Below are 26,077 nucleotides of genomic sequence, written 5' to 3'. Positions count from 1 at the left end.
GTTTCGGCGCCATGTTCGGCGCACGGCTCAGCGCCATCTGCCAGAGCTCAAGACTGCGCCCGCTGTGCGCGGGCGCGTGCCAGGGCGGCAGCGATGGCCGCCTTTTTGGCATCGACGGGCGCGGCCTGCGCCTCGGCCACTGGCGCCAGCGCCACCTCCAGTCCCGCCGCCATTGCCGCCTTGGGCGCCGCCGCGCGCCGGGACGCGTCCAGCCGTTGCTGGCGCCGCGCATAGCGCTCCAGTGCATGCTGCGCCTGGGCCGGTGACCAGGCCGCCCAGCCGGTCGCGGCGCCGCTGGCGGGCTCGAGGGTGATGCAGTCGACGGGGCAGACGGGAATGCACAGTTCGCAGCCCGTGCAGTGCGGCGCAATCACGGTATGCATGCGCTTGTTGGCGCCGACGATGGCGTCGGTGGGGCAGGCCTTGATGCACAGCGTGCAGCCGATGCACCAGTTCTCATCGATCACGGCCAGCGCGCGCGGCGACTCGTGGCCGTGCGCTTCGGACAGGGGCAGCGGCGGCTGCCCGGTAATGGCCGAAAGCCGCGCAATGCCTTCGGCACCGCCGGGCGGGCATTGGTTGATCGCGGCAGTCCCGTCGGCAATAGCCTGCGCGTAGGCGGCGCAGTCGGGATAGCCGCAGCGCGTGCACTGGGTCTGCGGCAAGGCGGCGTCGATGCGAGCCGCCAGGCCTTGCAAGGCGGAGGCGGACATCGACGCTTCCTTCCTTATGTGCGGCGCGGCCCGCGCGCTTTGCGCTTGGGCGGCTCGGGAGCCTGGGCCGCCGGGCCTGGCTCGGCGGTTTCGGGGGCCAGCGCGGTCTCGAGCGCGGTTTCCAGCACCGTCTTGGCGGTGTCGGGAGGCGTGACCTGCGCCAGGTCGGCAGCCAGGTCCGCGGGCAGTTCGATGATGGCCGCAGGGTCCAGCACCACCTCCTTGCCCTTGCGCGCACTGCGCGCCGGCAGGCTGTCGTGGCCCACGCCGTCGTCGATGGGGGCGGGTGCCTGCGTGCTGTGTGCCAGGATGAAGTCACGCACCTGCGGATACACCTTGTCGCGCCAGCGGCGGCCGCTGAAGATGCCGTAATGGCCTGCGCCATCCACCTCGATATGCGCGTGGTCTTGCGGCGCGACGCCGGTGCACAGCGCATGTGCGGCACGGGTCTGGCCCGCGCCCGAGATGTCGTCGAGCTCACCCTCGATGGTCAGGATGGCGCTGCGCGTGATGTCCTGCGGACGCACGCGCTCCGGCACGCCTTCGGGCGACTTCACATCCCAGGTGCCCTTGACCAATGAGAAGTCCTGGAACACGGTGTGGATGGTCTCGAGGTAATAGGCCGCATCCATGTCGAGCACGGCGTTGTACTCGTCGTAGAACTTGCGGTGCGCCTCGCCGCCGGCGTCGTCGCCCTTGAGCAGGCTCTTGAAATAATCGTAGTGGCTGGTTGCGTGCCGATCCGGGTTCATCGCGACAAACCCCGTGTGCTGCAGGAAGCCGGGGTACACGCGCCGGCCCGCGCCGGGATAGTTCGACGGCACCTGGTGGATCACATTGTTCTCGAACCACTCGTAGCTGTGGTTCGTGGCCAGGTTGTTGACCGCGGTCGGCGACAGCCGGGCATCGATGGGGCCGCCCATCATGGTGAGCGTCAGCGGCGTGGGCTCGCCACGGCTGGCCATCAGCGACACCGCGGCAAGCACCGGCACCGTGGGCTGGCACACGCTGACCACATGGCAGCTGCCGTACTGGCCCTGCAAGTGGCGTATGAACTCCTGCACATAGTTCACATAGTCGTCGAGATGGAACACGCCCTGGTCTAGCGGCACCATGCGCGCGTTCTTCCAGTCGGTGATATAGACCTTGTGGTCGGACAGCATGCTGCGCACGGTATCGCGCAGCAGCGTGGCGTAATGCCCCGACAGCGGCGCGACGATCAGCACCGCGGGCTGCGCCAGCATGGTCTGCAGCGTGGCGGCGTCATCGGTGAAGCGCTTGAAGCGCCGCAGCTCGCAAAACGGCTTGTCGATCTCGACCCGCTCCATGATGGTCACGCCAACGCCCTCGACATCGACCGTGGTGATGCCGAACTGGGGTTTCTCGTAGTCTTTGCCAAGCCGGTAGAACAGCTCGAAACCCGCCGAGATGCGCTGGGACAGCGGCGTCTGGCTGAAGGGCGACAATGGATTGCTGTACAGCTTGGAGGCCGCGAGCGCAAAGTCGGCGAAGGGCTCCACGAGGGAGCGCTGGGTCTCATACAGTTGGTAGAGCATGGGCAAAACCTTGTTATGTTGCAGTGCAATATAGCATTTGTCTGGCACGGAAGTGTGACGCATCCACGCGTGCCAACGCTTGCAGCACGGCTAAGACGGCTGTCAGCGAACTGCTCAGCCGACCTTCAGCCCCATGTCCTCGGTGCGCAGGCCGCGCGCAATGGCCATGACCTCGCGTGCCGGCAATCCCTTGAGCCGGTGATCGCTCCAGACCTGGCGCCAGCGGCGCGCCCCCGGCAGGCCATGGCGCAGGCCAAGCATGTGGCGCGCAATGCTGTACCAGTGCGTACCGTGCTCGCGCGCCTCGCGCTCCATGTAATCGACCATTTGCTCCTCGACCGCCTCGCGCGTGAGTTCATTTGGCGCTGCGCCATAGAACTGCGCGTCCCAGTGCGCCAGCCACCAGGGGTTGTGATAGGCCTCGCGCCCGACCATGACGCCGTCAACCACTTCCAGTTGCTCGGCCACCGACGCGCTGTCCTTGAACCCGCCGTTGATGGCAATGGTCAGCTGCGGAAACTCGCGCTTGAGCTGCGCCACCACTTCATAGCGCAGCGGCGGCACTTCGCGGTTCTCCTTGGGCGATAGACCCTTGAGCCAGGCATTGCGCGCATGCACGATGAACACCTCGCAACCGGCGTCGGCCACCGTGCCGATGAAATCGCGCACGAAGTCGTAGCTTTCGTTCTTGTCGATGCCGATACGGTGCTTGACGGTCACCGGAATCCGCACTGCATCGCGCATGGCCTTCACGCCTTCCGCGACGAGCGAAGCCTCGTTCATCAGGCAAGCGCCAAACGCGCCGCGCTGCACGCGCTCGCTGGGGCAGCCGCAGTTGAGGTTGATCTCGTCATATCCCCACTGCTCGCCCAGCTGCGCGCTGCGCGCAAGGTCGGCCGGCTCGCTGCCGCCCAGCTGCAGTGCCAGCGGATGCTCCTCGGTATTGAAACGCAGGTGCCGCGGCACGTCGCCATGCAGCAGCGCGCCCGTAGTGACCATCTCGGTATAGAGCAGCGTGTGGCGCGTCAGCAGCCGGTGGAGGTAGCGGCAGTGGCGGTCGGTCCAGTCCATCATGGGCGCGACGGACATGCGCCAGTTCAATGCAACTTGTTGATTTTCTTGGGTAACTTGCGAATTCATGGGTCAGGTCTGCCGCTTGGGGACCGGGTGATGGGATTCTGAAACACGCGCCCCAGCCACATTGCAATGCCTCGCCGTGCAGCCGCGCGCAGTTGGCGGATCTGCGCGTTCCGCTCAGAGATGTCAAAGATCCAAAGCGGTATTGTGCACACGGCGGCGCAAACCTTCACGGCCAAGGCTTTGGCAAGCGGGCCTGATTCCCAGGATTGCGCTGCACGGACCGGGTGAAAGCCGGATTTCCCCAAGCCCGAAGCCGCGGACGTCGGTCAACGCGGCACGAATTCGATCCCCGTGCGCCGCACCAGTTCCTCATAGCTGCTCGGCTCGCTGACCCGGCGCGTGGGCTCGTTGGCCTGCCAATGCGCCCAGCTTTTCCCGTTGCTGGCGTCGTAGACCAGCTTGTAGAAGAACTGCGGCACCTGCACGCCGCTGGCGCCAATCGTCTGGGCGGGCGCGGAAAACACCGGCCCGGTGAATACATAGACGCTGCCCTGGGCGCGTTGCACATAGCGGCGCGTGGCCTGCTCGATGTCGTTCCAGGCCCCGTTGTTGAGCTCCACGTCCTGGGGCGCCATGTTGGCCAGGCTGAAGGTCTGGGCCTTGCCATGCAGCGTGCCCATGTCGCCAGCGGGCACCATATGGCCGCGGGAATAGCCGGAGTTGCGGTAGTCGTCGATCTCGGCGCGCTCCTCGCCGGGCAGCCGGGCCTCGGCATAGAAGTGATCGCTGCGCGGGATGCTGCGCGCCTCGCGCAGGATGCTGCGGTTCAGGTGTTCGGCCACGAACACCGGTGTCTTGGTGTCGCCGCTGTGCAGTATCGCGAAGTCGCTGAAGCACAGCTCGCGCTGCAACGGGGCCCTGGGAACCATGGGCGGCAGCCCGGCCGGAAAGAAATGCTTGCACTGCGCAAACTCGGTGGCCACGCGCTCGGCCGCTGGCGCAGACCTCGCCGGAATGGAGGCGGGCAGCAGCGCCGCCGCCATCAACAGTCGCCACAGAGGCCTGCGCAGCGGTGATTCAGCCGGGTGTGTCGCCATGGGATGTCCTCCAGAAAAGTGGAGATTCCACTTTGCCTGGGCATGCGCCGGGACCAAGCCGGGCGGCAATGCCGGCAGCTGTAGGCGCGCCGGTTGCATTGCTGCCGCCGGCGTCCGGCAATGCTGCTCAGGGATGCACGGCTTCGCCCAGGTTGAGCATCAGGCGGTTGGCCCAGGCGAAGATGGCTGCGGCATGCAGGGCATCGAGGATTTCCAGATGGCTCAGGCCGGCTTCGCGCAAGGCCTGCAGGCGCTCGCCGCTGAGTTCGTTGGGCGCTTCGGTCAGGTCGATGGCGAACTGCACCAGAGCCTTCTCGCGCGCGTTGGTGCCGGCGGTGTGCGGGTTGTCGAACACCTGGGCAATGGCGTCGTTGCGCTTGGCCAGCTGCTCGAAGCGCTGGGCGTGGACCGAGGCGCAGTAGACACAGCCGTTGATGACCGACACCGCGGCGCTGACCAGTTCGCGCTCCGCGCGCGACAGGCCGCCGGGTGCATACATGATCGCGTTGAACACCACCGAGCGTTCCTGCAGGATCTGCGGCTGATGGATCAGCGACAGATAGTAGTCGCTGGTCTTGGCCGAGGGGTGGCTGGCTTCGAGAATGGCCAGCTGCTCGGGCGTGGCTTCCTCGAGCTTGACCACCGGCACCCAGGCTTTCCAGCCCAGGGTCTCGCTGGTGAAACCATTGATGCGCAGCACTTCGCCGGGCTTGGGCAGGTGGTGCGGGTGCACAAAGGGCTCGGACGGGGCGGCTGCGGCCGGCTCGGCCAGCAGGTCGTCGCCCAGCGCCGCGAGGGCTTGCAGACCGGCGACCACGCGGACCTGGTAGCTCAGGAAGGCAATCAGCTGGGCGAGGGCGATGATCTCGGGCGGCTGCAGTCCCGCGGCCAAGAGCGCGTCGATGCTGCCGCGGTCGCCTTCGACGGGCTTGCGCGTCAGCAGCGTGGCGAACTGCTGCAGCGCCGCTTCGCGCGCAGGATGGGTGACGGGGTCTTGAAGCCCAGCCAGTTGCTGCGCGTAGTGCGCGCCCAGGCGCTGGCTGCCGCTGAGCTGGCACACGGTCTGGGCCACGCGCAGGCGTTCGCCCAACGTCAGGCCGGGCAGGGCGGGGTCGAACAGCTGGTCATAGCTGCCTTGGGTGGCGTCTACGACCTTGTTGCGCTGGTGGCGGATGGCCTTGACGGCGGGGGATTGGTCCAGCTGGGCGAGGGTGTCGATGAGGTCGGGGGTGAGAAGTTGCGGCATGTGACGAAGCAGTTTCGGGTTTTGAGAAGGGCCGTTCATCCTTCGACAGGCTCAGAACGAACGACTTTCAGCGTGCGTGATGAGCTTGAATTCAGCCTTGGTGGTGAGTCATGTCGAACATGAGCGTCCACTTTCATGTTTTTAGGAGCGGGCCTTTGCACGCTCCGCCTGCGCCGCCGTGGCCCGGGCCAGAAAAGCCTGCACGGCAATCCACGACTGCTCGTTGGCCAGCGCATTCACGGCCGGCGTACCGCCCGAGGTGCTCAGGCGCTTGGACACCGGATGGGCGTAGAACAGATGCGTGGTCGGAACATACGGGAACAGGATGGCATGGCCGCCCCCTTCCCAGTCGTGGTGTTCGACCGGGAAAGGATGCCTGTTGGCGGCGAGGTGGTCCTTGACCATCTTGCCGTAGAGCGACGAGGGCCAGGAGCCGTCATCGGTCGCGGACAGCAGCATGACCGGGCCATCGATGCGTTCCACGCGGATGCGGGCGCGCTCGACGGCGTCGGGATCCTGCAGCGCGGAGAGCATGGCCGCGGTGTGGCGCCGCGGCTCGGGGCCGTTGTCCCAGGGCTCCCAGGTGGCCGTGCGGTTGTGGGTCCAGATGTCGGCGATGGGCTGGCCGCGGAAGATCCAGGCCGGGCCTTCGCGCCCGATGGCGGGGTCGCAGGCGTTCTGGGCGCAGTGCACGAAGGCGCTGGGGACGTAGCCGATCACGGCCTTGACCATATCGGGGAACAGCGAGCCCAGCAGCAGCACCAGCTCGCCCCCGCGCGACTGGCCGCTCAGGGCGACGAAGCCGTCCCTGGGCTGGAGTTCGCGGTGGATCCACTGCAGCGCGGTCTCGAAGTACTCGAGGTGCGTGTCCGAAATGTAGTCGGACCGCCCCGGGCACTTGAAGTAGCCCACGGCCAGCGCCGCGTAGCCGCGCGAGGCGTACAGCGCGGCGCGCGGCTCGTTGATGCCGCCGCCCGAGCCGTTGAGCACCATCACCACCGGGTGCGGGCCCGGGGTGGCGGGCGTGAACAGCACGGCCGACAGGCCGTCGTCGCGCACCTCGCGGCGCGTGACGCCCGCGGCTGCAAGCTGCTGCACGAAATGGCCGGTGAGCACCTGGCCGTCCTCAAGCAGCGCGCGCACCTCGGTGGTCAGCGCGGCACTGGGCTCCTGGGCGAAAGGGTCATGCGATGCATCCTCGGGGTGCTGGACCTGCGACCAGACCAGCCCCATGGCCGAGACCCCGCTGTAGCTGCCGCTCACCGGCGCGTCGCGTGTCAGGTCCACGCAGCCCTCGGCATCCGCGATGAAGCGGGCTTTGGAACTCCACTCGACCTGCGGGCCGCGCAGCGTGCGGGTCTGCAGCGTGACCGGCTGGCCCGCGGCCAACCCGTGCAGCGCGATGCGGCGCGGCACATCGATGAGCGCCGTCTGCGGCGTGATCTCGAGCTTGGGATGCATCGGTTGGGGCCCTTACTTGGTGGCGGTGACCTGCAGCGCCGTGGTGCGGTCGCTCAGGATGGGAACAACCTTGAGGCCCGTCTTGGCGGCCCAGATGTTCTTGTAGTGGAACAGCGGGATCTGGCCGACATCGTCGGTGACCAGCTTGGCGGCATGCCGGAAGATCGCCTCGCGGCGCTTGGCGTCGAACTCGATGGTCGCGGCGTCGAGCGCCTTGTCCACGTTCTCGTTGCTGTAGCGGCCCCAGTTGTTGGCGCCGCGGCCGGCCTTGGAATCCACGGTGGCCAGCGTCTGCAGCAGGCCGTAGCCGGCCTCGCCCGTGCCGTTGCCCCAGGCAATCACGCTGACCGCGTATTCGTTCTTGCCGGCGCGGCTCGCATACACCGACCATGGCACGACTTCGAGCTTGGTCTTCACGCCGATGCGGCTCCAGAACTGCGCCACGGCCTGCATGGCTTCTGGCGCCTGCGGGTAGCGGTCGCCAGGCACGTGGATGGTCAGCTGGAAGCCTTCGGGGAAACCGGCATCGGCCAGCAGCTTCTTGGCCTTCTCGGCGTTGTAGGGGATGGCGGGAATGTCGGCGTTGTAGCCGAACGAGCCCTTGGGCATCCACTGGTTGGCTTCGGTGGCGGTGCCCTGCAGGATGCGGTCGGTGATGGCCTTGCGGTTGATCGCGAGGTTCAGCGCTTCGCGCACGCGCTGGTCGGTCAGCGGGTTCTCGGCCAGCGGCTTGCCGGCGTTGTCGGCAATGAACTCGTTGCTGCCCTTGCGCAGGCTGGGCTGGATCAGCAGCGCGCGCAGGCCGGGGTATTCATAGACGCTGACCGAAGAAGTCTTCTTCAGCTTGGCGACATCGGTGACGGCGACCTTGTCGATCACGTCCACATCGCCCGACAGCAGCGCCGCGGTACGTGCGGCGCCGTTGTTGATGAAGCGGTAGGTGACCTTGTCCCAGGGCTGCTGCGGGCCGTAGTAGCTGGGGTTGCGCTCCATCAGCGTACGGTCGCCGGGCGTGTACGAGATGAACTTGTAGGGGCCGGTGCCGATGCTGGCCTTGCCCGAGTTGTAGTCTTCGCTCTTGGCCGTCGCGCCGACATGCTTGCTCACGATGTAGATCGAGGCGATCTCGAGCGGCAGCATGGGATTGGCCACGCTGGTCTTGACGATCACGGTATGCGGATCCTTGGCCGTGGTCGACGCAACGGTGCGCAGCGCGCCGCGGTACGAGGCGACCGAGCCGGGCACGTTGCGTGCGCGCTCGAAGGAGAACACGATGTCGTCGGCCGTGAACGGCTTGCCGTCCTGCCACTTGATGTCCTTGCGCAGCTTGAATTCCCAGGTCTTGTCGTCTAGCGTCTTCCAGCTCTCGGCCAGGCCCGGCTCGAGCTTGCCGCCGTCGCGCGAGTTCACCAGCGAGTCATAGAAATGCAGTGCCAGCGAACGGTCGCCGGCGTGGTTGTTGATCTGCGGGTCGGCCGAGGAGATCGGATCGGCGAAGCCGATGCGCAGTTCCTTGGCGCTGGCGCCCGAGACGGCCAGCAGGGCGGCCATGGCAATGGCGGTAAGGGAAGCAGTTTGCATGGTGGTGCTTTCTCTGGGAGTTAAACAGGTGGGTGTGCTGCGCCCCGTTCGCACTGGGCTTGTCGAAGTGCGTGCCTGGCCGCGGTCTCCGACAGGCTCAGACCGAACGGTGGCACGGGCGTGACGTAGCGACTAGGCATGGACGACATCATTCAGGTGGCATGCGCTTTCGTGCGCGATGGCAATCCCCTTGAGCTTCGGCACCTCGACGCTGCAGCGCGGCATCGCGTGCGGGCAGCGCGGGTGGAAGTGGCAGCCGCTGGGCGGCGCGATCGGGCTCGGGATCTCGCCGCGGATGGTCTGGAAGCTGGTGCGGCGGTTGTCGAGGCGCGGAATTTCTGCCAGCAGCGCCTGCGTGTAGGGATGCTGCGGGTTGGCGAACAGCTCGTCGACGGGCGCGGTCTCGACAATGCGGCCCAGGTACATGACGGCCACGCGATCGCATAGGTGGCGGATGACGCCCAGGTCGTGGCTGATGAACAGGTAGGCCAGGCCCAGGTCGTCGCGCAGGTCCATGAACAGGTTCAGGATCTGCGCCTGGATCGACACATCGAGCGCCGCCACGGCCTCGTCGCAGACCAGCATCTTCGGCTGCACGGCCAGAGCGCGCGCAATGCCGATGCGCTGGCGCTGCCCGCCGCTGAACTGGTGGGGATAGCGAAAGCGCAGACGCGGATCAAGCCCGGCGCGTTCGAGCTGCTGGCACACGTACTCGTCCTCGTGCGCGGCATCGACCAGGCCATGCAGGCGCGCGGCTTCGCCGACGATGCGGTTGACGCGCAGGCGCGGGTTCAGGCTGGACTGCGGGTCCTGGAAAATCATCTGGATGTCCAGGCGCGCCTGCAGCGTTTCCTGGGCGCTGAGCTGGCTGCGGTCCTTGCCCATCACCTGGACGTTGCCGTCGGTGGGCGCCAGCAGGCCCGTGGCGATGCGGCCCAGCGTGGACTTGCCGCAGCCCGACTCGCCGACCAGGCCCACGACCTCGCCGGGCCGCACTTGCAGGTCCACGCCATCGAGCGCATGGGTCACCACGGGTGGCTTTTCCAGGCCCAGTTGGCGCATCCAGCGGCCCAAGCCGCGCGGCGCGGGGCGCTGGCCGAAGCGTTTGGTGATGCCGTGCATGTCGAGCAGCGGCGCGTTGTGTACGGTATCGCTCATGCGGCGCTCCGGGAAAGGTCGGCGGCGGCACCGGGAAAGAAGCAGCGCACGGTGTGCGCGGTGGCGGTGGCGCGCGGCGCGGCCACGGTGGTCACGCCGGGCGGCTGCTGGCACTGCGGCTGCGCGCGCGGGCAGCGCGGGGCGAACGCGCAGCCGGGCGGAAGGTCCAGCAGGTTGGGCGCCATGCCCGAGATCTGCTGCAGCCGGTGCTGGCGCTGGTTGGCGCTGGGCAGGCTGCCGATCAGGCCTTGCGTATAGGGGTGCTGCGGATCGTCGAGCACCGCGTCGACGCTGCCGTGCTCGACGATGCGCCCGGCATACATGACGGCGATGTCGTCGGCCAGGCCTGCCACGACCGACAGGTCATGGCTGATCCAGATCATCGACATGCCGGTGGCGCGCACCAGCTGCTGCATCTCCGACAGGATCTGCGCCTGGATGGTCACGTCGAGCGCGGTCGTGGGTTCGTCGGCGATGATCAGCTCGGGATCGTTGAGCAGCGCGATGGCGATCGCCACGCGCTGGCGCATGCCGCCCGAGAGCTGGTGCGGATAGGCCTTGAGGCGTTCCTCGGGGCTGGGAATGCCCATGCGCGCGAGCGTCTTGCTGCAGTGTTCGAGCGCCTCGGCCTTGCCCATCCGGCGGTGCGCGCGGATGGTTTCCAGCATCTGCGCATCGATGCGCAGCACCGGGTTGAGCGTGGCCATCGGATCCTGGAAGATCATCGCGATGCGGTTGCCGCGCAGGCTGCGCAGCGCACGCGCGTCGAGGCGCGCCAGGTCTTGGCCCTGGAACAGCACTTCGCCGGCGGTGATGCGGCCGGGCGCGTCGAGCAGGCCCATGATGGAGAAGCCGGTGACCGACTTGCCCGAGCCGGACTCGCCGACCAGGCCCAGCACCTTGCCTTTTTCCAGGCGGAAACCGACGCCGTTGACCACCGGCAGCACGCCGGCGCGGGTGTCGAACTGGGTGTGCAGGTCCTTGACCTCGAGCACGGGGGCTGCCTGTGCGGGCAGTGATGTGGGGGCGCAATCGTGGGACATGGTGCGGAGCGTCACTTTTGCAGGCGCGGGTTGAGCACATCGCGCAGTTGGTCGCCCACCAGGTTGATGGCGACGATCGTCAGCAGCAGGGCGACGCCGGGAAAGAAGCTGATCCAGTATTCGTTGGACAGCAGGTATTGGTAGCCGTTGGAGATCAGCAGGCCCAGCGAGGGCTCGGTGATCGGCACGCCCAGGCCGAGGAACGACAGCGTCGCCTCGAGCGTGATGGCGCGCGCTACCTGCAGCGCGGCGATGACCAGCAGCGGCGGCAGGCAGTTGGGCAGGATGTGGCCCAGCAGGATGCGCCACTGCGGAATGCCCTGGCCGCGCGCGGCATCGACATACTCGCGCCGCGTCTCGACCAGCGCCTGGCCGCGTGCCGTGCGCGCGTAGTAGGCCCACTCGACCAGCACCAGGGTCAGGATCACATTGCCGATGCCCTTGCCCATGTAGGCCAGGATCATCAGCGCCATCAGAATGGTGGGAAACGACAGCAGCAGGTCGACCACGCGCATGATCAGCGCATCGACGCGGCCGCCCGCATAGGCGGCGACCAGTCCGATCACGGTGCCGACCACGGCGGCAATCGCCGCCGAGCCGACGCCCACCAGCAGGCTGATGCGCAGGCCGTAGACAATGGCCGAGTACAGGTCGCGGCCCTGGCCGTCGGTGCCGAGCCAGTAGCTGAAGCCATGCTCCATGCTTTCCGAGCCCGGCGGCAGGCGCGAATCGAGCACGTCGAGCTGCATCAGGTCGTACGGGTTCTGCGGCGTGATGTAGGGCGCGAACAGCGCCATCAGCACCACGATCAGCAGGATCACCAGGCCGAAGACGGCCGGCTTGGAGCGCAGGAAATCATGGGCGATCTGCGCCCACATCGACTGCACCTTGCCGGCGGGCACCTGGCCGGCGGAGACGGCCGGGCGTGCGGCCGCGGAGGAAACGGGGGTGGGCTGGCTCATTGCGCGGCCTCCAGGCGGACGCGGGGGTCCAGCAATTTGTAGAGCAGGTCGACGATCAGGTTGAGCGTCACGAAGATCACCACCACGACCATCAGATAGGCGACGACGACGGGGCGGTCCAGCGAGTTGATGCTGTCCAGGATCAGCTTGCCCGCGCCCGGCCAGGCGAAGATCGACTCGGTGACCACGGCGTAGGCAATGGTCGAGCCCAGTTCAAGCCCCAGCACGGTGACCAGCGGAATCATGGTGTTGCGCAGCACATGCATGAGCATGACGCGGGTTTCGGACAAGCCCTTGGCGCGCGCGAATTTCACGAAGTCCTGCGGCAGCACTTCACGCACGCCGGCGCGGGTCAGCCGCAGCACCAGCGAGATCTTGAACAGTGCCAGGTTGAAGGCCGGCAGGATCAGGTGGTGCAGGCCGTCGAGCGTGAGAAACGACCATTCGATGCCGAACAGGCTGCGCGTGTCGCCGCGGCCGCTCGAAGGCATCCAGCCGAGTTGCACGCTGAAAACCATGATCAGCATCAAGGCGACCCAGAACGCGGGCAGCGAAAATCCCAGGATGGAACCACTCATCAGCAGCTTCGACACCGGGCTTGCCGGCTTCATGCCCGCGTACAGTCCCAGCGGCACGCCCAGCACGATGGCGATGACCAGCGCCACGACGGCCAGCTCCAGCGTTGCGGGCAGGCGGTCGAGAATCAGGCCGATGGCCGATTCGTTGTAGACAAAGCTCGTGCCGAGGTCGCCTTGCAGCGCGTTCGTCAGGAAGCTGAAGTACTGCTGCAGCAGCGGCTTGTCGAGGCCCAGGTGGGCAATGGCTTCAAGGCGCTCCTGCTGGTTGAGGTCTTCGCCGATCAGGATGTCGATGGGGTTGCCGATGGCATGCAGGCCGGCGAAGACGATGACCGTCATCGCCAGCACCACCAGCAGGGCCTGGCCTATGCGGCGCAGCAGCCAGGCGATCATGGCTTCACCTCGTCATAGGCAGGCAGGGGGGCGTCGACCCATTCATGGCCTTCGAGTTCGGGTTCGCTGTAGCGTTCCATGGCGGCATAGTGGTGGGCAATGTCTTCGGCATAGAGCGCGCCCGCCAGGCCTTGCGAGAGGCGGCGCGCGCCGTCGCTGATCTGCGGGATGTCGCCCGAGATCGTGCCCAGCGACAGCGCCGCGGGGTAGCTGAAGCAGTGGATGCGGTCGAGCCCGGGGCAACTGCCCGGCACTTTCTCCTGGAACTCGAACAAACTGCCTAGGTCGGGCGAGAGGTTCAGCTCGCTGTCTTCCTGGCCCGCAGGCGGCGTGAAGCGGTCCTGCCACAGGCGCACATGGGGCGCGAACGGCGCGAATTCGGGGCGCAGCTGCCAGTCGGGGCGAAAACCGGTGCAGAAGATCACGAAGTCGGCCGCGATCGGGCCTTGCGTGGTGTCGATGCGCAGCTTGCCGTCGGCGCGCAGCTGCGCGCCTTCGATGCCGGTGCCGAGGTGGAAAAAGGCATTGGGGTGCTTCGACACGCGCAGCGTGCTGCCCTGCGGCGGCGGCACCTGCTGGCGGTTGATGTAGTTGCGCACCTGCCATTTCTGCGCATCGGTGAGGCGCGCAAAGCCGTGGGCGGCGCCGGGGTTGCCCGCGCCCTTGCCCTTGTTGACCGTGGGCAGTTCCTTGCGCCGGATCAGCAGGTGCACGCTGGCCGCGCCATTCTCGAGCGCCGTCGCGGCGCTGTCCATGGCCGAGGCGCCGCCGCCCACCACCACGACCTGCTTGCCCGCGAACGCGTCGTCGGCCCAGGGATCGGACGAATGCGCCCAGCGGTCGCGCGGCAGTTGCTGCGCCACCGCGGGCACCCAGGGGCCGCCCAGGCCGTCGCGGCCAGTGGCCAGCACGACATGGCGTGCCAGCACGCTGTAGGGGCGCTCGCCGTTTTGCAGATCGACCATGTCCAGCTGGGCCAGTTGGTCGCCACGCGGGCGCACGGCGACGACGCGCTGGCGGTTGTGCAGCACCACGCCCGTGGTCTCGCGGTACCAGCGCAGGTACTCCATCCATTGCAGGCGCGGAATCTTGTCGAGCGCGGCCCAGGCTTCGGTGCCCCACTGGGCCTCGAACCAGGCGCGAAAGGTCAGCGCGGCAAAACCCAGCGCCGGCCCGGTCAGCTCCTTGGGCGAGCGCAGGGTTTCCATGCGCGCCGTCGTCGCCCAGGGGCCTTCGTAGCCGGGCGCGCTCTGGTCGAAGATTTCCGCGCGCAGGCCCAGATGGCGCAGCGCCGTGGTCAGCGCCAGGCCTCCCATGCCACCGCCGACAACGGCAACGTCAAGCACGGGCTGGCCGTCGTGGGACTTGGCCGGCGTCCAGGATTTGGGCGGCAGGCCCAGCAATTGCAGGTCGCGCTGGTAGCGCGCCTGCAATGCGGCCAATGAGGAAATCTGGGGGGAAAGCAAACTGTTCATGGGGTCGGTATCGTCATGCGTGGGAACGGCAAAACGGGCTTGTCTAAGGCATTGAAATCGGTGAAAGGCAGACGCCGGCCATGGCCTGGGCGTCATGCATGCGGCAACCATCGAGCGCGGCAGCGTGTCGGCGCAGCGCTTCAAGCAAAAGCAAGGCGGGTGCGCAAAGGTTTTTCCCCTGGACGCTGATCGCGCCAAAGTGAAATGGAATGTGCACGTCTAGCGCGCGGTAGCTCAGGCCTTGCAGCGGCGCACCCAGCAGCGTGACGGGGTCGAGAATCGCCACGCCAAGCCCGGCGCGCACGAGGGCCTGGGCATTCATCGAGGAATTGGTCTCCACATCGGAATGCAAGGCGGGTGCGCCGGCCTGGTGCAGCGCGGAATCGATATGCTGCTTGAGCCGGTGCGGATTGTGCATGCCCACCACGCGCTCGCGCGCCAGTGCCTCGATGGGCACCACATCCAGCGCGGCCAGTGGGTGGCTTTCGGGCACGACGGCCATGCAGGGCACTTCGGCGATCCAGTGCACGCAGATCTGCTGGTGGTCCAGCGGCAGGCTGCAGACGCCGACATCGGCCAGTCCATGCTGCACATCGCTCACGACCTTCTCCGGCCGCATCGATAGCAATTCGATCTTGTGGCCTTCCAGCGCCTCGCCGCACTGGGCCAGCGCCGGCGCTACGACGCCCAGCGACAGCGCCGAAGTCGCGGAGATCAGCAGCGGCGCGCTGGGCACCGCGGCCGTGCGCCGCGCCTGCTGCTGGATGCGCCGCACGCCATTGACGATGCGCTCGGCTTCCTCATACAGCACATAGCCCAGTTCGGTCGGCGTGACCTTGGGGCCGTTGCGGTGCAGCAGCGCTTCGCCCAGGTCCAGCTCCAGATCCTGGATCTGCCGCGAGATCGCGGGTTGCGAGCGCGCAAGCAGCTTGGCAGCACCCGTGATGCTGCCAATCGTCATGACCGCAACAAAGGCTTCAAGCTGGCGAATGTCCATGCGTGGCGAATTATGCAAAAACCGAATGATGACGCATTTGACATGCGTTTGGGAAATACTGAATCCTCATTTGCTTATTAGCAGGAACTGCTTGAAGACCTCCTGGTCCGGAGTACGCCCAGCCCGTCCGTTCTTAGCAGGCCCATGCCGTTCGTTCTGAGCAGGCCCATGCCGTCCGTCCTGAGCCTGTCGAAGGATGGACGTCCGCCCTCATACGTACCGCTCGAGCTACTGCGCCTGTGCAGCCTCGCGCTGCAACCAGTCCGAAAACGCCTGCAGCACCGCCGACGCTGGCTGCGCGGGCGTGATCAGGTAATAGCTGCGCTCGCGCCGCAGCGACAGCGAGCACGCGACCACCAGGTCGCCGCGCGCCAGTTCGGCTTCGACCAGCATGGGCGGAATCAGCGCGACGCCCATGCCATGCGTTGCCGCCATGGCCAGCATGGAGAAAAGCGAATTATGCAAAAACCGAATGATGACGCATTTGACATGCGTTTGGGAAATACTGAATCCTCATTTGCTTATTAGCAGGAACTGCTTGAAGACCTCCTGGTCCGGAGTACGCCCAGCCCGTCCGTTCTTAGCAGGCCCATGCCGTTCGTTCTGAGCAGGCCCATGCCGTCCGTCCTGAGCCTGTCGAAGGATGGACGTCCGCCCTCATACGTACCGCTCGAGCTACTGCGCCTGTGCAGCCTCGCGCTGCAACCAGTCCGAAAACGCCTGCAGCACCGCCGACGCTGGCTGCGCGGGCGTGATCAGGTAATAGCTGCGCTCGCGCCGCAGCGACAGCGAGCACGCGACCACCAGGTCGCCGCGCGCCAGTTCGGCTTCGACCAGCATGGGCGGAATCAGCGCGACGCCCATGCCATGCGTTGCCGCCATGGCCAGCATGGAGAAAAGCTCGTAGCGTGGACCGTCCAATGCACGCGCCGGCGCCAAGCCTGCGGCCTGGAACCACTGTTGCCAGCCATAGGGGCGGGTGCTCTGCTGCAGAAGCGGCAACTGGGCAATGGTTTCGGGCGGCACGGTCTGCCAGGCCCGTCCGAGGCCGCGCTGCGCCGCCTGGGCCAGCAGGGCAGGGCTGCACATCGGCACGACCTGTTCATCCATCAACCACTGCGCCTGGATACCCGGCCACTGGCTCACCTGCTCGGGCGTGCCGGCATACAGCGCGGCATCGAAACCGGTATCGGCAAACAGGAAAGGGCGGGTCTGCGTGTCGATATGCACGGTGATGCCTGGATGCTCCTTGGCCAGGGAGGGCAGGCGCGGCAGCAGCCAGCGCGTGGCAAAGGTCGGCACGGCCGCCAGGCTCAGCGCGCCGCCTTCGCCCTGACGCGCCATGATGTCCAGCGTGTCGCGCTCCAGACCCTGCAGCCAGCCGCGCACCTTGCGCGCATAGGTCTGTCCGGCAGGGGTGAGCTCCATGCCATGGCGCGTGCGGCGAAAGAGCGACACGCCGACGAAGTCTTCCAGCGCAATGATCTGGCGCGATACCGCGCTCTGGGTGAGTGCCAGTTCCTGCGCCGCCCGGGTATAGCTTTGGTGGCGTGCGCATGCCTCGAAGCAGGCCAGGGCTTGGGTGGAGGGGATGGCGCGGCGCATGGTTCTGAACGGATGGAACGTGGTGCAGGAATTAGGCCATAGATGATCGAGCGCCAGCGCAATGGTATGGGCATGCAGCGATCCAGTTTATGAATCCAGCTTACATGATTTCGCAAATAGAAAAAATCTAGGAATGTTGGGGATTTCTCCTGTTAAGCATGAAAAGAGGGCGTTTCCGGCCTCCGGCCCCTCAGAAACTGCGTGCGCGTTGCGAAAGTGCGGTGCGCGCTTCCTCGGAAACCAGGTCGCGCAGATGCAGCAAGCCGTTGACGTTCTTCAATCCGGCACGTTCCACCACATCGTTCAAGGACATTCCGGCATTGAGCCAGCGCACGATGGCCGTGTTGCGCACGATCTGCGGCCCGAGGCGGGCAGGCGTCGGCAAGCCCGCGGACTGCGCCGCCTCGGCAAGCGTCTTGGTGACCAGGTGCAGCAGGGTATGGTTTGAAAGCGTGCGCGCTTTGCGCGAGCAAAACAGCGACGGTTCACCCTGCATGGCGGGATATTGCGCACGCGCGCGCAGCCAGTGCGCCAGACCGCCGGCCAGCGGAGTGCTGATGGCCAGCTTGCGCTGCTGGTTGTCGCGCAGGCCTTCGACATGAACGCCGATGATCTGCTTTTCCTCCTGGCTGCCCGGTGGGGGATCGCTGTAGAGAATGCTGTCGACGCGCAGCGAGCGCAGTTCTTCGGGTGCCAGGCCCAGCTCGAACAGCAGCATCAGCACCGCGCGGTCGCGCGCGCCCACCAGGTCATCGCCCGGCGGAATGTGCGCAATGCCGGCCTGCCACATGGCGTCCGAAAGAATCGCGCCCTTGGGATCTTCGCTGGGCGGGCGCTCGGCGCTGGCCACGGCATGCACGGGATTGGCCGCGACCCAGCCATTGAACAGCGCGTGGTCGTAGATGCGATCGAGCACGCGCCAATAGCGCCGGCGCGTGATGTCGCTGACCTTGCGGCCTTTGGCGGTCTGCGGGATGTGATTGATGAAATGCAGCACCTCGACCGCACTGGCATGCTGCCATTCAACGGCGGGCATGCGCTGCGTCAGCAGGTATTTGCTCCATGCGCCCCAGATGAAGCGATAGGGCTTGGCGGCCTCGGCCGTCAGCGGGGTCCAGGCATCGTTCCCGCGCGCGCGAAGCCAGTGCTCGAACAGCCCGTCGGCATTGGGAATTTCGGTAGAAGGCTGGGGTAGGGCAGGTGTGGACATGGAGCGCCGCATCCGGGGAATGCGGGTAAAAGCAAAACGCGTGTGCATTGTTGCACTGGATCGCAAACAGGGCACGACCGGGGAAGCGGATCCCGCTCACCCTGAGCCTGTCGAAGGGTGTAATAGCTCGAAATCAACACCTGTCCCGTTCTTCGACAGGCTCAGCACAAACAGACTCGGGAACCCCGAGGGTCAAACCACCGCCGCCGCGAGCCCGTTTGCAAAATGCTGCTGCATCGCCTGGCGCGCGCGTTCGGGCTCGCGGGACTGCAAGGCTTGCACGATGAGGGCATGCTCATGCAGCGATTCATCGATGCGCCCCTGGCGGAACAGCGATTTGTGCCGATTGAGCTTCATCACCTTGCGCAGGTCGGCTACGACCTGATCCGACCAGCGGTTGTTTGCCAAAGCCAACAGCCGCATGTGAAAACGTTCGTTGACGGCAAAGAACTGCTGGGCGTCGTCCTTGTGGCGCACCAGTTCCTCGTGCAGCGCCTGCAATTCGGCGAGTTCGGCCTCTGTAGCGGACGATGCCACCACGGCAGCGGCGTCGCTCTCCAACAGTGCCAGCAGATGGTAGACATCGTGCACGTCCTTGGTGGAGACTTCCGTCACATAGGCGCCGCGGCGCACCTTCATCGTGACCAGTCCTTCTGCCGCGAGCACCTTCAGCGCCTCGCGCAGCGGCGTGCGGCTGATGCCGAGCTCCTCGGCAATCTTCAACTCGTCGATCCAGGTGCCGGGCTCGAGCACATGCTGGAAGATGCGCAGGCGCAGTTGTTCGGCAACCTGTTGGTAGAGCGCGGAAGGGGCTAGGGTAATCACTGACATGAATGTTGGATTGTAGCCTGGATTATTTTGAATCAATAATTATGAATCATGTACACTCATTTGGTCATAACCTACCGTGGTCTCACCGATGGACAAGCCTAACGATATGCGCCAAAGCGTGGCAAATGCCGCTGAATCCGGAGCGGCGCCCACAGACCTGAATGCCTGGGCCAAGGCTGCGGCCAAATCGGCGCCCGGCGGCGATATCGAGGCCCTGAACTGGATCACGCCCGACGGCATCACCGTCAAGCCGCTTTACACCGCGGCCGATACCGCCGAGCTGCCGCACGCCAATACCTTGCCCGGCTTCGCGCCCTATGTGCGCGGCCCGCAGGCCACGATGTATGCCGTGCGTCCCTGGACCATTCGCCAGTATGCGGGCTTCTCCACCGCCGAGGAATCGAATGCGTTTTACCGCAAGGCATTGGCAGCGGGCGGGCAGGGCGTCTCGGTGGCGTTCGACCTGGCCACACACCGCGGCTACGACTCCGACCATCCGCGTGTGACTGGCGATGTCGGCAAGGCCGGCGTGGCCATCGACTCGGTCGAAGACATGAAGGTGTTGTTCGACCAGATTCCGCTCGACAAGGTGTCGGTCTCGATGACCATGAACGGCGCGGTGCTGCCGGTGCTGGCCGGCTATGTCGTGGCGGCCGAGGAGCAGGGCGTACGCCAGGATCAGCTCTCGGGCACGATCCAGAACGACATCCTCAAAGAGTTCATGGTGCGCAACACCTACATCTACCCGCCCAAGCCGTCGATGCGCATCATCGGCGACATCATCGAGTACACGAGCCTGAACATGCCCAAGTTCAACTCGATCTCGATCTCGGGCTACCACATGCAGGAAGCCGGCGCGAACCAGGCGCTCGAGCTGGCCTTCACGCTGGCCGATGGCAAGGAATATGTGAAGACCGCCACCGCCAAGGGCATGGATGTCGACGCGTTCGCGGGCCGCTTGTCCTTCTTCTGGGCGATCGGCATGAATTTCTACCTGGAAATCGCCAAGATGCGCGCCGCGCGCCTGCTGTGGTGCCGCATCATGACGGAGTTCGGCGCCAAGAACCCCAAGAGCCTGATGCTGCGCACGCATTGCCAGACCTCGGGCTGGTCGCTGACCGAGCAGGATCCGTACAACAACGTGGTGCGCACCACCATCGAGGCCATGGCCGCGGTGTTTGGCGGCACGCAGTCGCTGCACACCAACAGCTTCGACGAGGCCATTGCGCTGCCCACCGAGTTCTCGGCGCGAATTGCCCGCAACACCCAGCTCATCATCCAGGAAGAAACGCATATTCCCAGCGTGATCGATCCCTGGGCCGGCTCGTACATGATGGAGAAGCTGACGCAGGACATGGCCGATGCCGCCTGGGCCATCATCGAGGAAGTCGAGGCCATGGGCGGCATGACGCAGGCCGTGGACAGCGGCTGGGCCAAGCTCAAGATCGAGGCCGCGGCGGCCGAGAAGCAGGCGCGCATCGATTCGGGCAAGGACGTGATCGTCGGCGTCAACAAGTACAAGCTGGCCAAGGAAGATCCGATCGACATCCTGGAGATCGACAACGTCAAGGTGCGCGACGGCCAGATTGAGCGCCTGAAGAAGATCCGGCAGGAGCGCGATCCGGCCGCGGTGCAGCAGGCGCTCGACGCACTCACGGCGGCCGCCGAGAGCGGCGAAGGCAACCTGCTCGACCTGGCGATCAAGGCAGTGCGCCTGCGTGCCACGGTGGGCGAAGTCAGCGATGCGCTCGAGAAGGTCTACAGCCGCCACCGCGCCGATACGCAAAAGGTCACGGGCGTCTACGCCGCGGCCTACGACTCGGCCGAAGGCTGGGACAAGCTCAAGGCCGAGATCAACGCACTGTCCGACGAACTCGGCCGCCGCCCGCGCGTGATGATCGCCAAGCTGGGCCAGGACGGTCATGACCGCGGCGCCAAGGTCGTGGCCACGGCATTTGCCGACCTGGGCTTCGACGTCGACATGGGGCCGCTGTTCCAGACGCCCGAGGAATGCGCGCGCCAAGCCATCGAGAACGACGTGCACGCGGTGGGCGTGTCGACGCTGGCAGCCGGCCACAAGACCCTGGTGCCGGCCATCATTGCCGAGCTGAAGAAGCAGGGCGCCGACGACATCATCGTGTTTGTCGGCGGCGTGGTGCCCGCGCAGGACTATGAATTCCTGTTCCAGTCGGGCGTCAAGGGCGTCTATGGTCCCGGCACGCCGATTCCCGCCAGCGCCAAGGACGTGCTCGAGCAGATCCGCAAGGCCGCTGCCGCATGACACCAGCGCAGCTGCTCGAAGGCATCCTGCAGGGCGAGCCGGCAGTCCAGCGCCGCGCGGTGGCCAAGGCCATCACGCTGCTGGAGTCGACGCGCGCCGACCATCGCCTGCAAGCCGATGCCTTGCTGACCGCGATGCTGCCGCACACCGGCAAGGCCTTCCGCCTGGGCATCAGCGGTGTGCCGGGCGTGGGCAAGTCGACCTTCATCGAGACGCTGGGCCTGTACCTGATCAGCCAGGGCCTGCGCGTCGCCGTGCTGGCCATCGACCCGTCGTCGTCGGTCTCGGGCGGCTCGATCCTCGGCGACAAGACGCGCATGGAGCATCTGTCGGTGCATCCCCAGGCCTATATCCGGCCGAGTCCGTCGAGCGGCACGCTGGGCGGCGTGGCCGAGAAGACCCGCGAGGCGATGCTGGTCTGCGAAGCCGCGGGCTATGACGTCGTGATCGTCGAGACCGTGGGCGTGGGCCAGAGCGAGACCGCCGTGAACGGCATGACGGACATGTTCGTGCTGCTGCAGTTGCCCAACGCGGGCGACGACCTGCAGGCGATCAAGAAGGGCGTGATGGAGCTCGCCGACCTGGTGGTCATCAACAAGGCCGACATCGACAAGAACGCGGCCACGCGCGCCGAGGCGCAGATCACCTCGAGCCTGCGCCTGCTGGGCATGCATGGCAATCCCGACCACGCCACGCATGGCGCGCTCTGGCAGCCGCGCGTGCTGCAGATCAGCGCGCTGCTGGGCCAGGGCGTCGAAGCCTTCTGGCAGGCCGTGGGCAAGTTCCGCGAGATGCAGACGGCCAACGGCCGCCTGGCGGCGCGGCGCGAGAAACAGGCACTGGCATGGATGTGGGAACGCATCGATGCCGGGCTGAAACTGGCCTTCCGCCAGCATCCGCAGGTGCAGGCGCTGCTGCCGCAGACCCTTGCCGCCGTGACCGAAGGCCGTCTGCCCGCATCGACCGCGGCGCGCCAGTTGCTGGCCGCACAGTCGCAACCGTCATTTCCCGGCGCGCCACAATAGGCGCGCAGTGACCGATTCCAAAGAAGCGCAGCCTTGGGGCCCGCGCCATGACTCAGAAAGAAAGACAGGCATCATGCAGGACATTCTGGAGCGACTTGAGAAGCAGCGCGAGCTGGCGCGATTGGGCGGTGGACAAAAGCGCATCGACGCGCAGCACAAGAAAGGCAAGCTGACGGCCCGCGAGCGCATCGAACTGCTGCTCGACGACGGCACCTTCGAGGAATGGGACATGTTCGTCGAGCACCGCTGCACCGACTTCGGCATGCAGGACAACAAGATCCCGGGCGACGGCGTGGTGACCGGCTACGGCATGATCAACGGTCGGCTGGTGTTTGTCTTCAGCCAGGACTTCACGGTGTTTGGCGGCGCTTTGAGTGAAACCCATGCCGAGAAGATCTGCAAGGTCATGGACCAGGCGATGAAGGTCGGCGCGCCCGTGATCGGCCTCAACGACTCGGGCGGCGCGCGCATCCAGGAGGGCGTGGCCAGCCTGGGCGGCTATGCCGACGTGTTCCAGAAGAACGTGCTGGCGAGCGGCGTGGTGCCGCAGATCAGCATGATCATGGGCCCTTGCGCGGGCGGCGCGGTGTATTCGCCGGCGATGACCGATTTCATCTTCATGGTCAAGGACTCGTCGTACATGTTCGTGACCGGCCCCGAAGTGGTCAAGACCGTCACGCACGAGGAAGTCACGGCCGAGGAGTTGGGCGGCGCGATGACGCACACCACCAGGAGCGGCGTCGCCGACATGGCGTTCGACAACGATGTCGAGGCGCTGATGATGCTGCGCCGCCTCTACAACTACCTGCCGCTGAACAACCGCGAGAAGGCGCCGCTGCGCACCACCAGCGACCCCTCGGACCGCGCCGACCTGTCGCTCGACACGCTGGTGCCCGAGAACCCGAACAAGCCCTACGACATGAAGGAGCTGATCGCCAAGACCGTCGACGATGGCGACTTCTTCGAACTGCAGCCCGACTACGCGAAGAACATCCTGATCGGCTTTGCGCGCATGGCCGGCCAGACCGTGGGCATTGTCGCCAACCAGCCGCTGGTGCTCGCCGGCTGCCTGGACATCAAGAGCTCGATCAAGGCCGCGCGCTTCGTGCGTTTCTGCGACGCGTTCAACATCCCGGTGCTGACCTTTGTCGACGTGCCCGGCTTCATGCCCGGCACCAGCCAGGAATACGGCGGCATCATCAAGCACGGCGCGAAGCTGCTGTACGCCTATGCCGAAGCCACGGTGCCCAAGATCACCATCATCACACGCAAGGCTTACGGCGGCGCGTATGACGTGATGGCCTCCAAGCACCTGCGCGGCGACGTGAACCTGGCCTGGCCGCAGGCCGAGATCGCGGTGATGGGCGCCAAGGGCGCGGTGGAGATCATCTTCCGCGAAGACAAGAACGACCCTGCGAAGCTTGCCGCGCGCGAAGCCGAATACAAGGCGCGCTTTGCCAATCCGTTCGTGGCCGGCGCGCGCGGCTTCATCGACGACGTGATCCTGCCGCACGAAACCCGCAAGCGCATCTGCCGCAGCCTGACCATGCTGCAGAACAAGCAGCTCGAGAACCCGTGGCGCAAGCACGGCAACATCCCGCTCTGAAGTCCACCGCGCCAGGAAACATCCCATGTTCACCAAGATTCTGATTGCCAACCGCGGCGAGATTGCCTGCCGCGTCATCGCCACCGCCCGCAAGATGGGCATTGCCACCGTGGCCGTCTATTCCGATGCCGACAAGGACGCGCGCCACGTGCAGCTGGCCGACGAGGCCGTGCACATCGGCGCCGCGCCCAGCCGCGAGTCGTATCTGCTGGCCGACAAGATCATTGCCGCCTGCAAGCAGACCGGCGCCCAGGCCGTGCACCCCGGTTATGGCTTTCTGAGCGAAAACGAAGCCTTTGCGCGCCGTGTCGAGGAAGAGGGCATCGCCTTCATCGGCCCCAAGCACCACGCGATCGCTGCCATGGGCGACAAGATCGCCTCGAAGAAGCTGGCCGCCGAAGCCAAGGTCAACACCATCCCCGGCTATAACGACGCGATTTCGGGCCCCGAGCAGGCTGTCGAGATCGCGCGCGGCATCGGGTATCCGGTGATGATCAAGGCCAGCGCCGGCGGCGGCGGCAAGGGCCTGCGCGTGGCGTTCAACGACAAGGAAGCGTTCGAGGGCTTTGCGAGCTGCCAGAACGAGGCGCGCAACAGCTTTGGCGACGACCGCGTGTTCATCGAGAAGTTTGTCGAGGAGCCGCGCCACATCGAGATCCAGGTGCTGGGCGATGCGCATGGCAACGTGGTGTTCCTCAACGAGCGCGAGTGCTCCATCCAGCGCCGCCACCAGAAGGTGATCGAGGAGGCGCCGTCGCCCTTCATCTCCGAGGAGACGCGCGCCGCGATGGGCGCCCAGGCCGTGGCGCTGGCCAAGGCCGTGCAGTACCAGAGCGCGGGCACGGTGGAGTTCGTGGTCGGCAAGGACCAGTCGTTCTACTTCCTCGAGATGAATACCCGGCTGCAGGTCGAGCATCCGGTCACCGAGGCCATCACCGGGCTGGACCTGGTCGAGCAGATGATTCGCGTGGCCGCGGGCGAGAAGCTGTCCTTCACGCAAGCCGATGTGCGCCGCGATGGCTGGGCCATCGAGTGCCGCATCAACGCCGAGGACCCGTTCCGCAACTTCCTGCCCTCCACGGGCCGGCTGGTGCGCTTTCAGCCGCCCGAGCAGACCATGTGGCAGGGCGACACCGAGCACCTGCAGGGCGTGCGCATCGATACCGGCGTCTACGAAGGCGGCGAGATCCCGATGTTCTACGACTCGATGATCGCCAAGCTGATCGTGCACGGCAAGGACCGCAACGACGCGATTGCCAAGATGCGCGAGGCGCTCAACGGCTTCGTGATCCGCGGTATCAGCTCGAACATCCCGTTCCAGGCCGCGCTGCTCGCGCACCCCAGTTTCATCGCCGGCGACTTCAACACCGGCTTCATCGCCGAGCACTACGCGGGCGGCTTCCATGCCGAGGACGTGCCGCACAGCGACCCGCAGTTCCTGGTGGCCCTGGCGGCCTACATGAACCGCCGCTACCGCGAGCGCGCCTCGACCATCACCGGCCAGATGCAGGGCCACGAGGTGCAGCTCGGCCTGCAGTACACCGTCGTGACGCTGGGCGCCGAAGGCCGCAACCAGCACACGCCGGTGCGCGTGGAGGATTTCGATCTGGCGCGCCATGCGAGCAAGGTCACCGTGCAGGGCGAAGGCGGCGACAAGACCTACGAGATCAGCAGCGCCAGCCATCTGCGCGATGTGCGCATCGAAGGCCTGGCCAACGGCAAGCCGTTCACCGTGCAGATCGAACGCGGCACGGGCAAGAACCCGCTGGCCCTGCGCATCGCGCACAACGGCGCGCAGATCGACGCGCTGGTGCTGTCGCCGCGCGGAGCCGAACTGTACCAGCTGATGCCGTACAAGGCGCCGCCGGATCTCTCCAAGTTCCTGCTGTCGCCCATGCCCGGTCTACTGATCGACATCGCGGTGCAGCCCGGCCAGAAAGTCCAGGCCGGCGAAAAGCTCGCGGTGATCGAAGCCATGAAGATGGAGAACATCCTGTTCGCGACGCAGGATGGCGTCGTGGGCAAGATCAGCGCCAGCAAGGGGGATTCGCTGGCGGTGGACGAGGTGATACTGGATTTCGTCTGATTCCGCTGCGGTCCTGGGCTGGTCAAGGATGGCACGCCTGCAGAACGACAACTCCTGCCTCTCGTCGGGGCCAGCGCCCGGCGAACAGCCCAG

Annotated in this window: 20 protein-coding genes and 1 pseudogene; 4 read left to right on the top strand and 17 right to left on the bottom strand. The window is 66.1% G+C overall.

Going from position 1 to position 26,077, the window contains the following annotated elements:
• Window positions 1-47: 47 nt before the first annotated feature.
• The 17 genes and pseudogenes from rsxB to HUK68_RS09430 form a co-directional block, all read right to left on the bottom strand.
• On the bottom strand, window positions 48-713 hold the full coding sequence (rsxB, locus tag HUK68_RS09510; RefSeq protein ID WP_175503981.1) for an electron transport complex subunit RsxB: 666 nt from the start codon (window positions 711-713) through the stop codon (window positions 48-50).
• 14 nt (window positions 714-727) lie between these two features.
• A complete protein-coding gene (locus HUK68_RS09505) occupies window positions 728-2,269 on the bottom strand; it encodes a polyhydroxyalkanoate depolymerase (protein WP_175503980.1) in 1,542 nt (513 codons plus the stop codon).
• Between the two features lie 114 nt (window positions 2,270-2,383).
• Window positions 2,384-3,409 (bottom strand): tRNA dihydrouridine(20/20a) synthase DusA, encoded by a 1,026-nt coding sequence (dusA, locus tag HUK68_RS09500; RefSeq protein WP_175503979.1) that lies wholly within the window; start codon window positions 3,407-3,409, stop codon window positions 2,384-2,386.
• A 266-nt stretch (window positions 3,410-3,675) separates the two neighbouring features.
• Complete coding sequence (locus HUK68_RS09495; RefSeq protein ID WP_244146338.1) at window positions 3,676-4,392, bottom strand: DNA/RNA non-specific endonuclease; 717 nt, start codon at window positions 4,390-4,392, stop codon at window positions 3,676-3,678.
• Window positions 4,393-4,573: 181 nt separating this feature from the next.
• A complete protein-coding gene (locus HUK68_RS09490) occupies window positions 4,574-5,692 on the bottom strand; it encodes a CMD domain-containing protein (RefSeq protein ID WP_175503977.1) in 1,119 nt (372 codons plus the stop codon).
• A 141-nt stretch (window positions 5,693-5,833) separates the two neighbouring features.
• Entirely contained in the window at window positions 5,834-7,153 is a 1,320-nt protein-coding gene (locus tag HUK68_RS09485) for an acyl-CoA thioesterase/bile acid-CoA:amino acid N-acyltransferase family protein (RefSeq protein ID WP_175503976.1), read from the bottom strand.
• Window positions 7,154-7,165: 12 nt separating this feature from the next.
• The gene (locus HUK68_RS09480) at window positions 7,166-8,734 is read right to left on the bottom strand and encodes an ABC transporter substrate-binding protein (RefSeq protein ID WP_175503975.1); all 1,569 of its coding nucleotides are present in this window, start codon (window positions 8,732-8,734) and stop codon (window positions 7,166-7,168) included.
• 132 nt (window positions 8,735-8,866) lie between these two features.
• On the bottom strand, window positions 8,867-9,892 hold the full coding sequence (locus HUK68_RS09475) for an ABC transporter ATP-binding protein (RefSeq protein ID WP_175503974.1): 1,026 nt from the start codon (window positions 9,890-9,892) through the stop codon (window positions 8,867-8,869).
• Complete coding sequence (locus HUK68_RS09470) at window positions 9,889-10,935, bottom strand: ABC transporter ATP-binding protein (protein ID WP_175503973.1); 1,047 nt, start codon at window positions 10,933-10,935, stop codon at window positions 9,889-9,891. Before HUK68_RS09470 ends, HUK68_RS09475 begins: the two co-directional genes overlap by 4 nt.
• An 11-nt stretch (window positions 10,936-10,946) precedes the next feature.
• On the bottom strand, window positions 10,947-11,897 hold the full coding sequence (locus HUK68_RS09465) for an ABC transporter permease (protein ID WP_175503972.1): 951 nt from the start codon (window positions 11,895-11,897) through the stop codon (window positions 10,947-10,949).
• Window positions 11,894-12,868: an ABC transporter permease gene (locus HUK68_RS09460; protein ID WP_175503971.1), complete on the bottom strand. Its 975-nt coding sequence runs from the start codon at window positions 12,866-12,868 to the stop codon at window positions 11,894-11,896. Before HUK68_RS09460 ends, HUK68_RS09465 begins: the two co-directional genes overlap by 4 nt.
• The gene (locus HUK68_RS09455; RefSeq protein WP_175503970.1) at window positions 12,865-14,343 is read right to left on the bottom strand and encodes a flavin-containing monooxygenase; all 1,479 of its coding nucleotides are present in this window, start codon (window positions 14,341-14,343) and stop codon (window positions 12,865-12,867) included. The genes HUK68_RS09460 and HUK68_RS09455 overlap by 4 nt, the downstream gene beginning before the upstream one ends.
• A 43-nt stretch (window positions 14,344-14,386) precedes the next feature.
• Window positions 14,387-15,340 (bottom strand): LysR family transcriptional regulator, encoded by a 954-nt coding sequence (locus HUK68_RS09450; protein WP_175503969.1) that lies wholly within the window; start codon window positions 15,338-15,340, stop codon window positions 14,387-14,389.
• Between the two features lie 228 nt (window positions 15,341-15,568).
• Window positions 15,569-15,793 (bottom strand): annotated as a pseudogene (locus HUK68_RS09445) (LysR substrate-binding domain-containing protein); the annotation flags it as partial.
• A 222-nt stretch (window positions 15,794-16,015) separates the two neighbouring features.
• Window positions 16,016-16,945, bottom strand: coding sequence for a LysR substrate-binding domain-containing protein (locus tag HUK68_RS09440; protein WP_175503968.1), 930 nt, complete (start codon window positions 16,943-16,945; stop codon window positions 16,016-16,018).
• A gap of 190 nt (window positions 16,946-17,135) precedes the next feature.
• Window positions 17,136-18,155 carry a tyrosine-type recombinase/integrase gene (locus HUK68_RS09435; protein WP_175503967.1) on the bottom strand — a complete coding sequence of 340 codons (1,020 nt, stop codon included), beginning with the start codon at window positions 18,153-18,155 and terminating at the stop codon, window positions 17,136-17,138.
• A 192-nt stretch (window positions 18,156-18,347) separates the two neighbouring features.
• Window positions 18,348-18,986, bottom strand: a complete 639-nt coding sequence (locus HUK68_RS09430; RefSeq protein ID WP_175505793.1) for a GntR family transcriptional regulator — start codon at window positions 18,984-18,986, stop codon at window positions 18,348-18,350.
• A 106-nt stretch (window positions 18,987-19,092) separates the two neighbouring features.
• Between HUK68_RS09430 and scpA the strand changes: the two genes are divergently transcribed.
• The 4 genes from scpA (at window position 19,093) to HUK68_RS09410 (ending at window position 25,984) form a co-directional block, all read left to right on the top strand.
• Window positions 19,093-21,267 carry a methylmalonyl-CoA mutase gene (scpA, locus tag HUK68_RS09425; protein ID WP_175505792.1) on the top strand — a complete coding sequence of 725 codons (2,175 nt, stop codon included), beginning with the start codon at window positions 19,093-19,095 and terminating at the stop codon, window positions 21,265-21,267.
• Window positions 21,264-22,292 (top strand): methylmalonyl Co-A mutase-associated GTPase MeaB, encoded by a 1,029-nt coding sequence (meaB, locus tag HUK68_RS09420; protein ID WP_175503966.1) that lies wholly within the window; start codon window positions 21,264-21,266, stop codon window positions 22,290-22,292. Before scpA ends, meaB begins: the two co-directional genes overlap by 4 nt.
• A 73-nt stretch (window positions 22,293-22,365) precedes the next feature.
• A complete protein-coding gene (locus HUK68_RS09415) occupies window positions 22,366-23,898 on the top strand; it encodes an acyl-CoA carboxylase subunit beta (RefSeq protein ID WP_175503965.1) in 1,533 nt (510 codons plus the stop codon).
• Between the two features lie 25 nt (window positions 23,899-23,923).
• Window positions 23,924-25,984 carry an acetyl-CoA carboxylase biotin carboxylase subunit gene (locus tag HUK68_RS09410; RefSeq protein ID WP_175503964.1) on the top strand — a complete coding sequence of 687 codons (2,061 nt, stop codon included), beginning with the start codon at window positions 23,924-23,926 and terminating at the stop codon, window positions 25,982-25,984.
• Window positions 25,985-26,077: the final 93 nt, after the last annotated feature.

This window comes from Comamonas antarctica (assembly GCF_013363755.1).
GTDB lineage: Bacteria > Pseudomonadota > Gammaproteobacteria > Burkholderiales > Burkholderiaceae_C > Comamonas > Comamonas antarctica.
The sequence above is the reverse complement of the archived record's forward strand: the minus strand, read 5'-3'. Positions and strand labels throughout refer to the sequence as shown.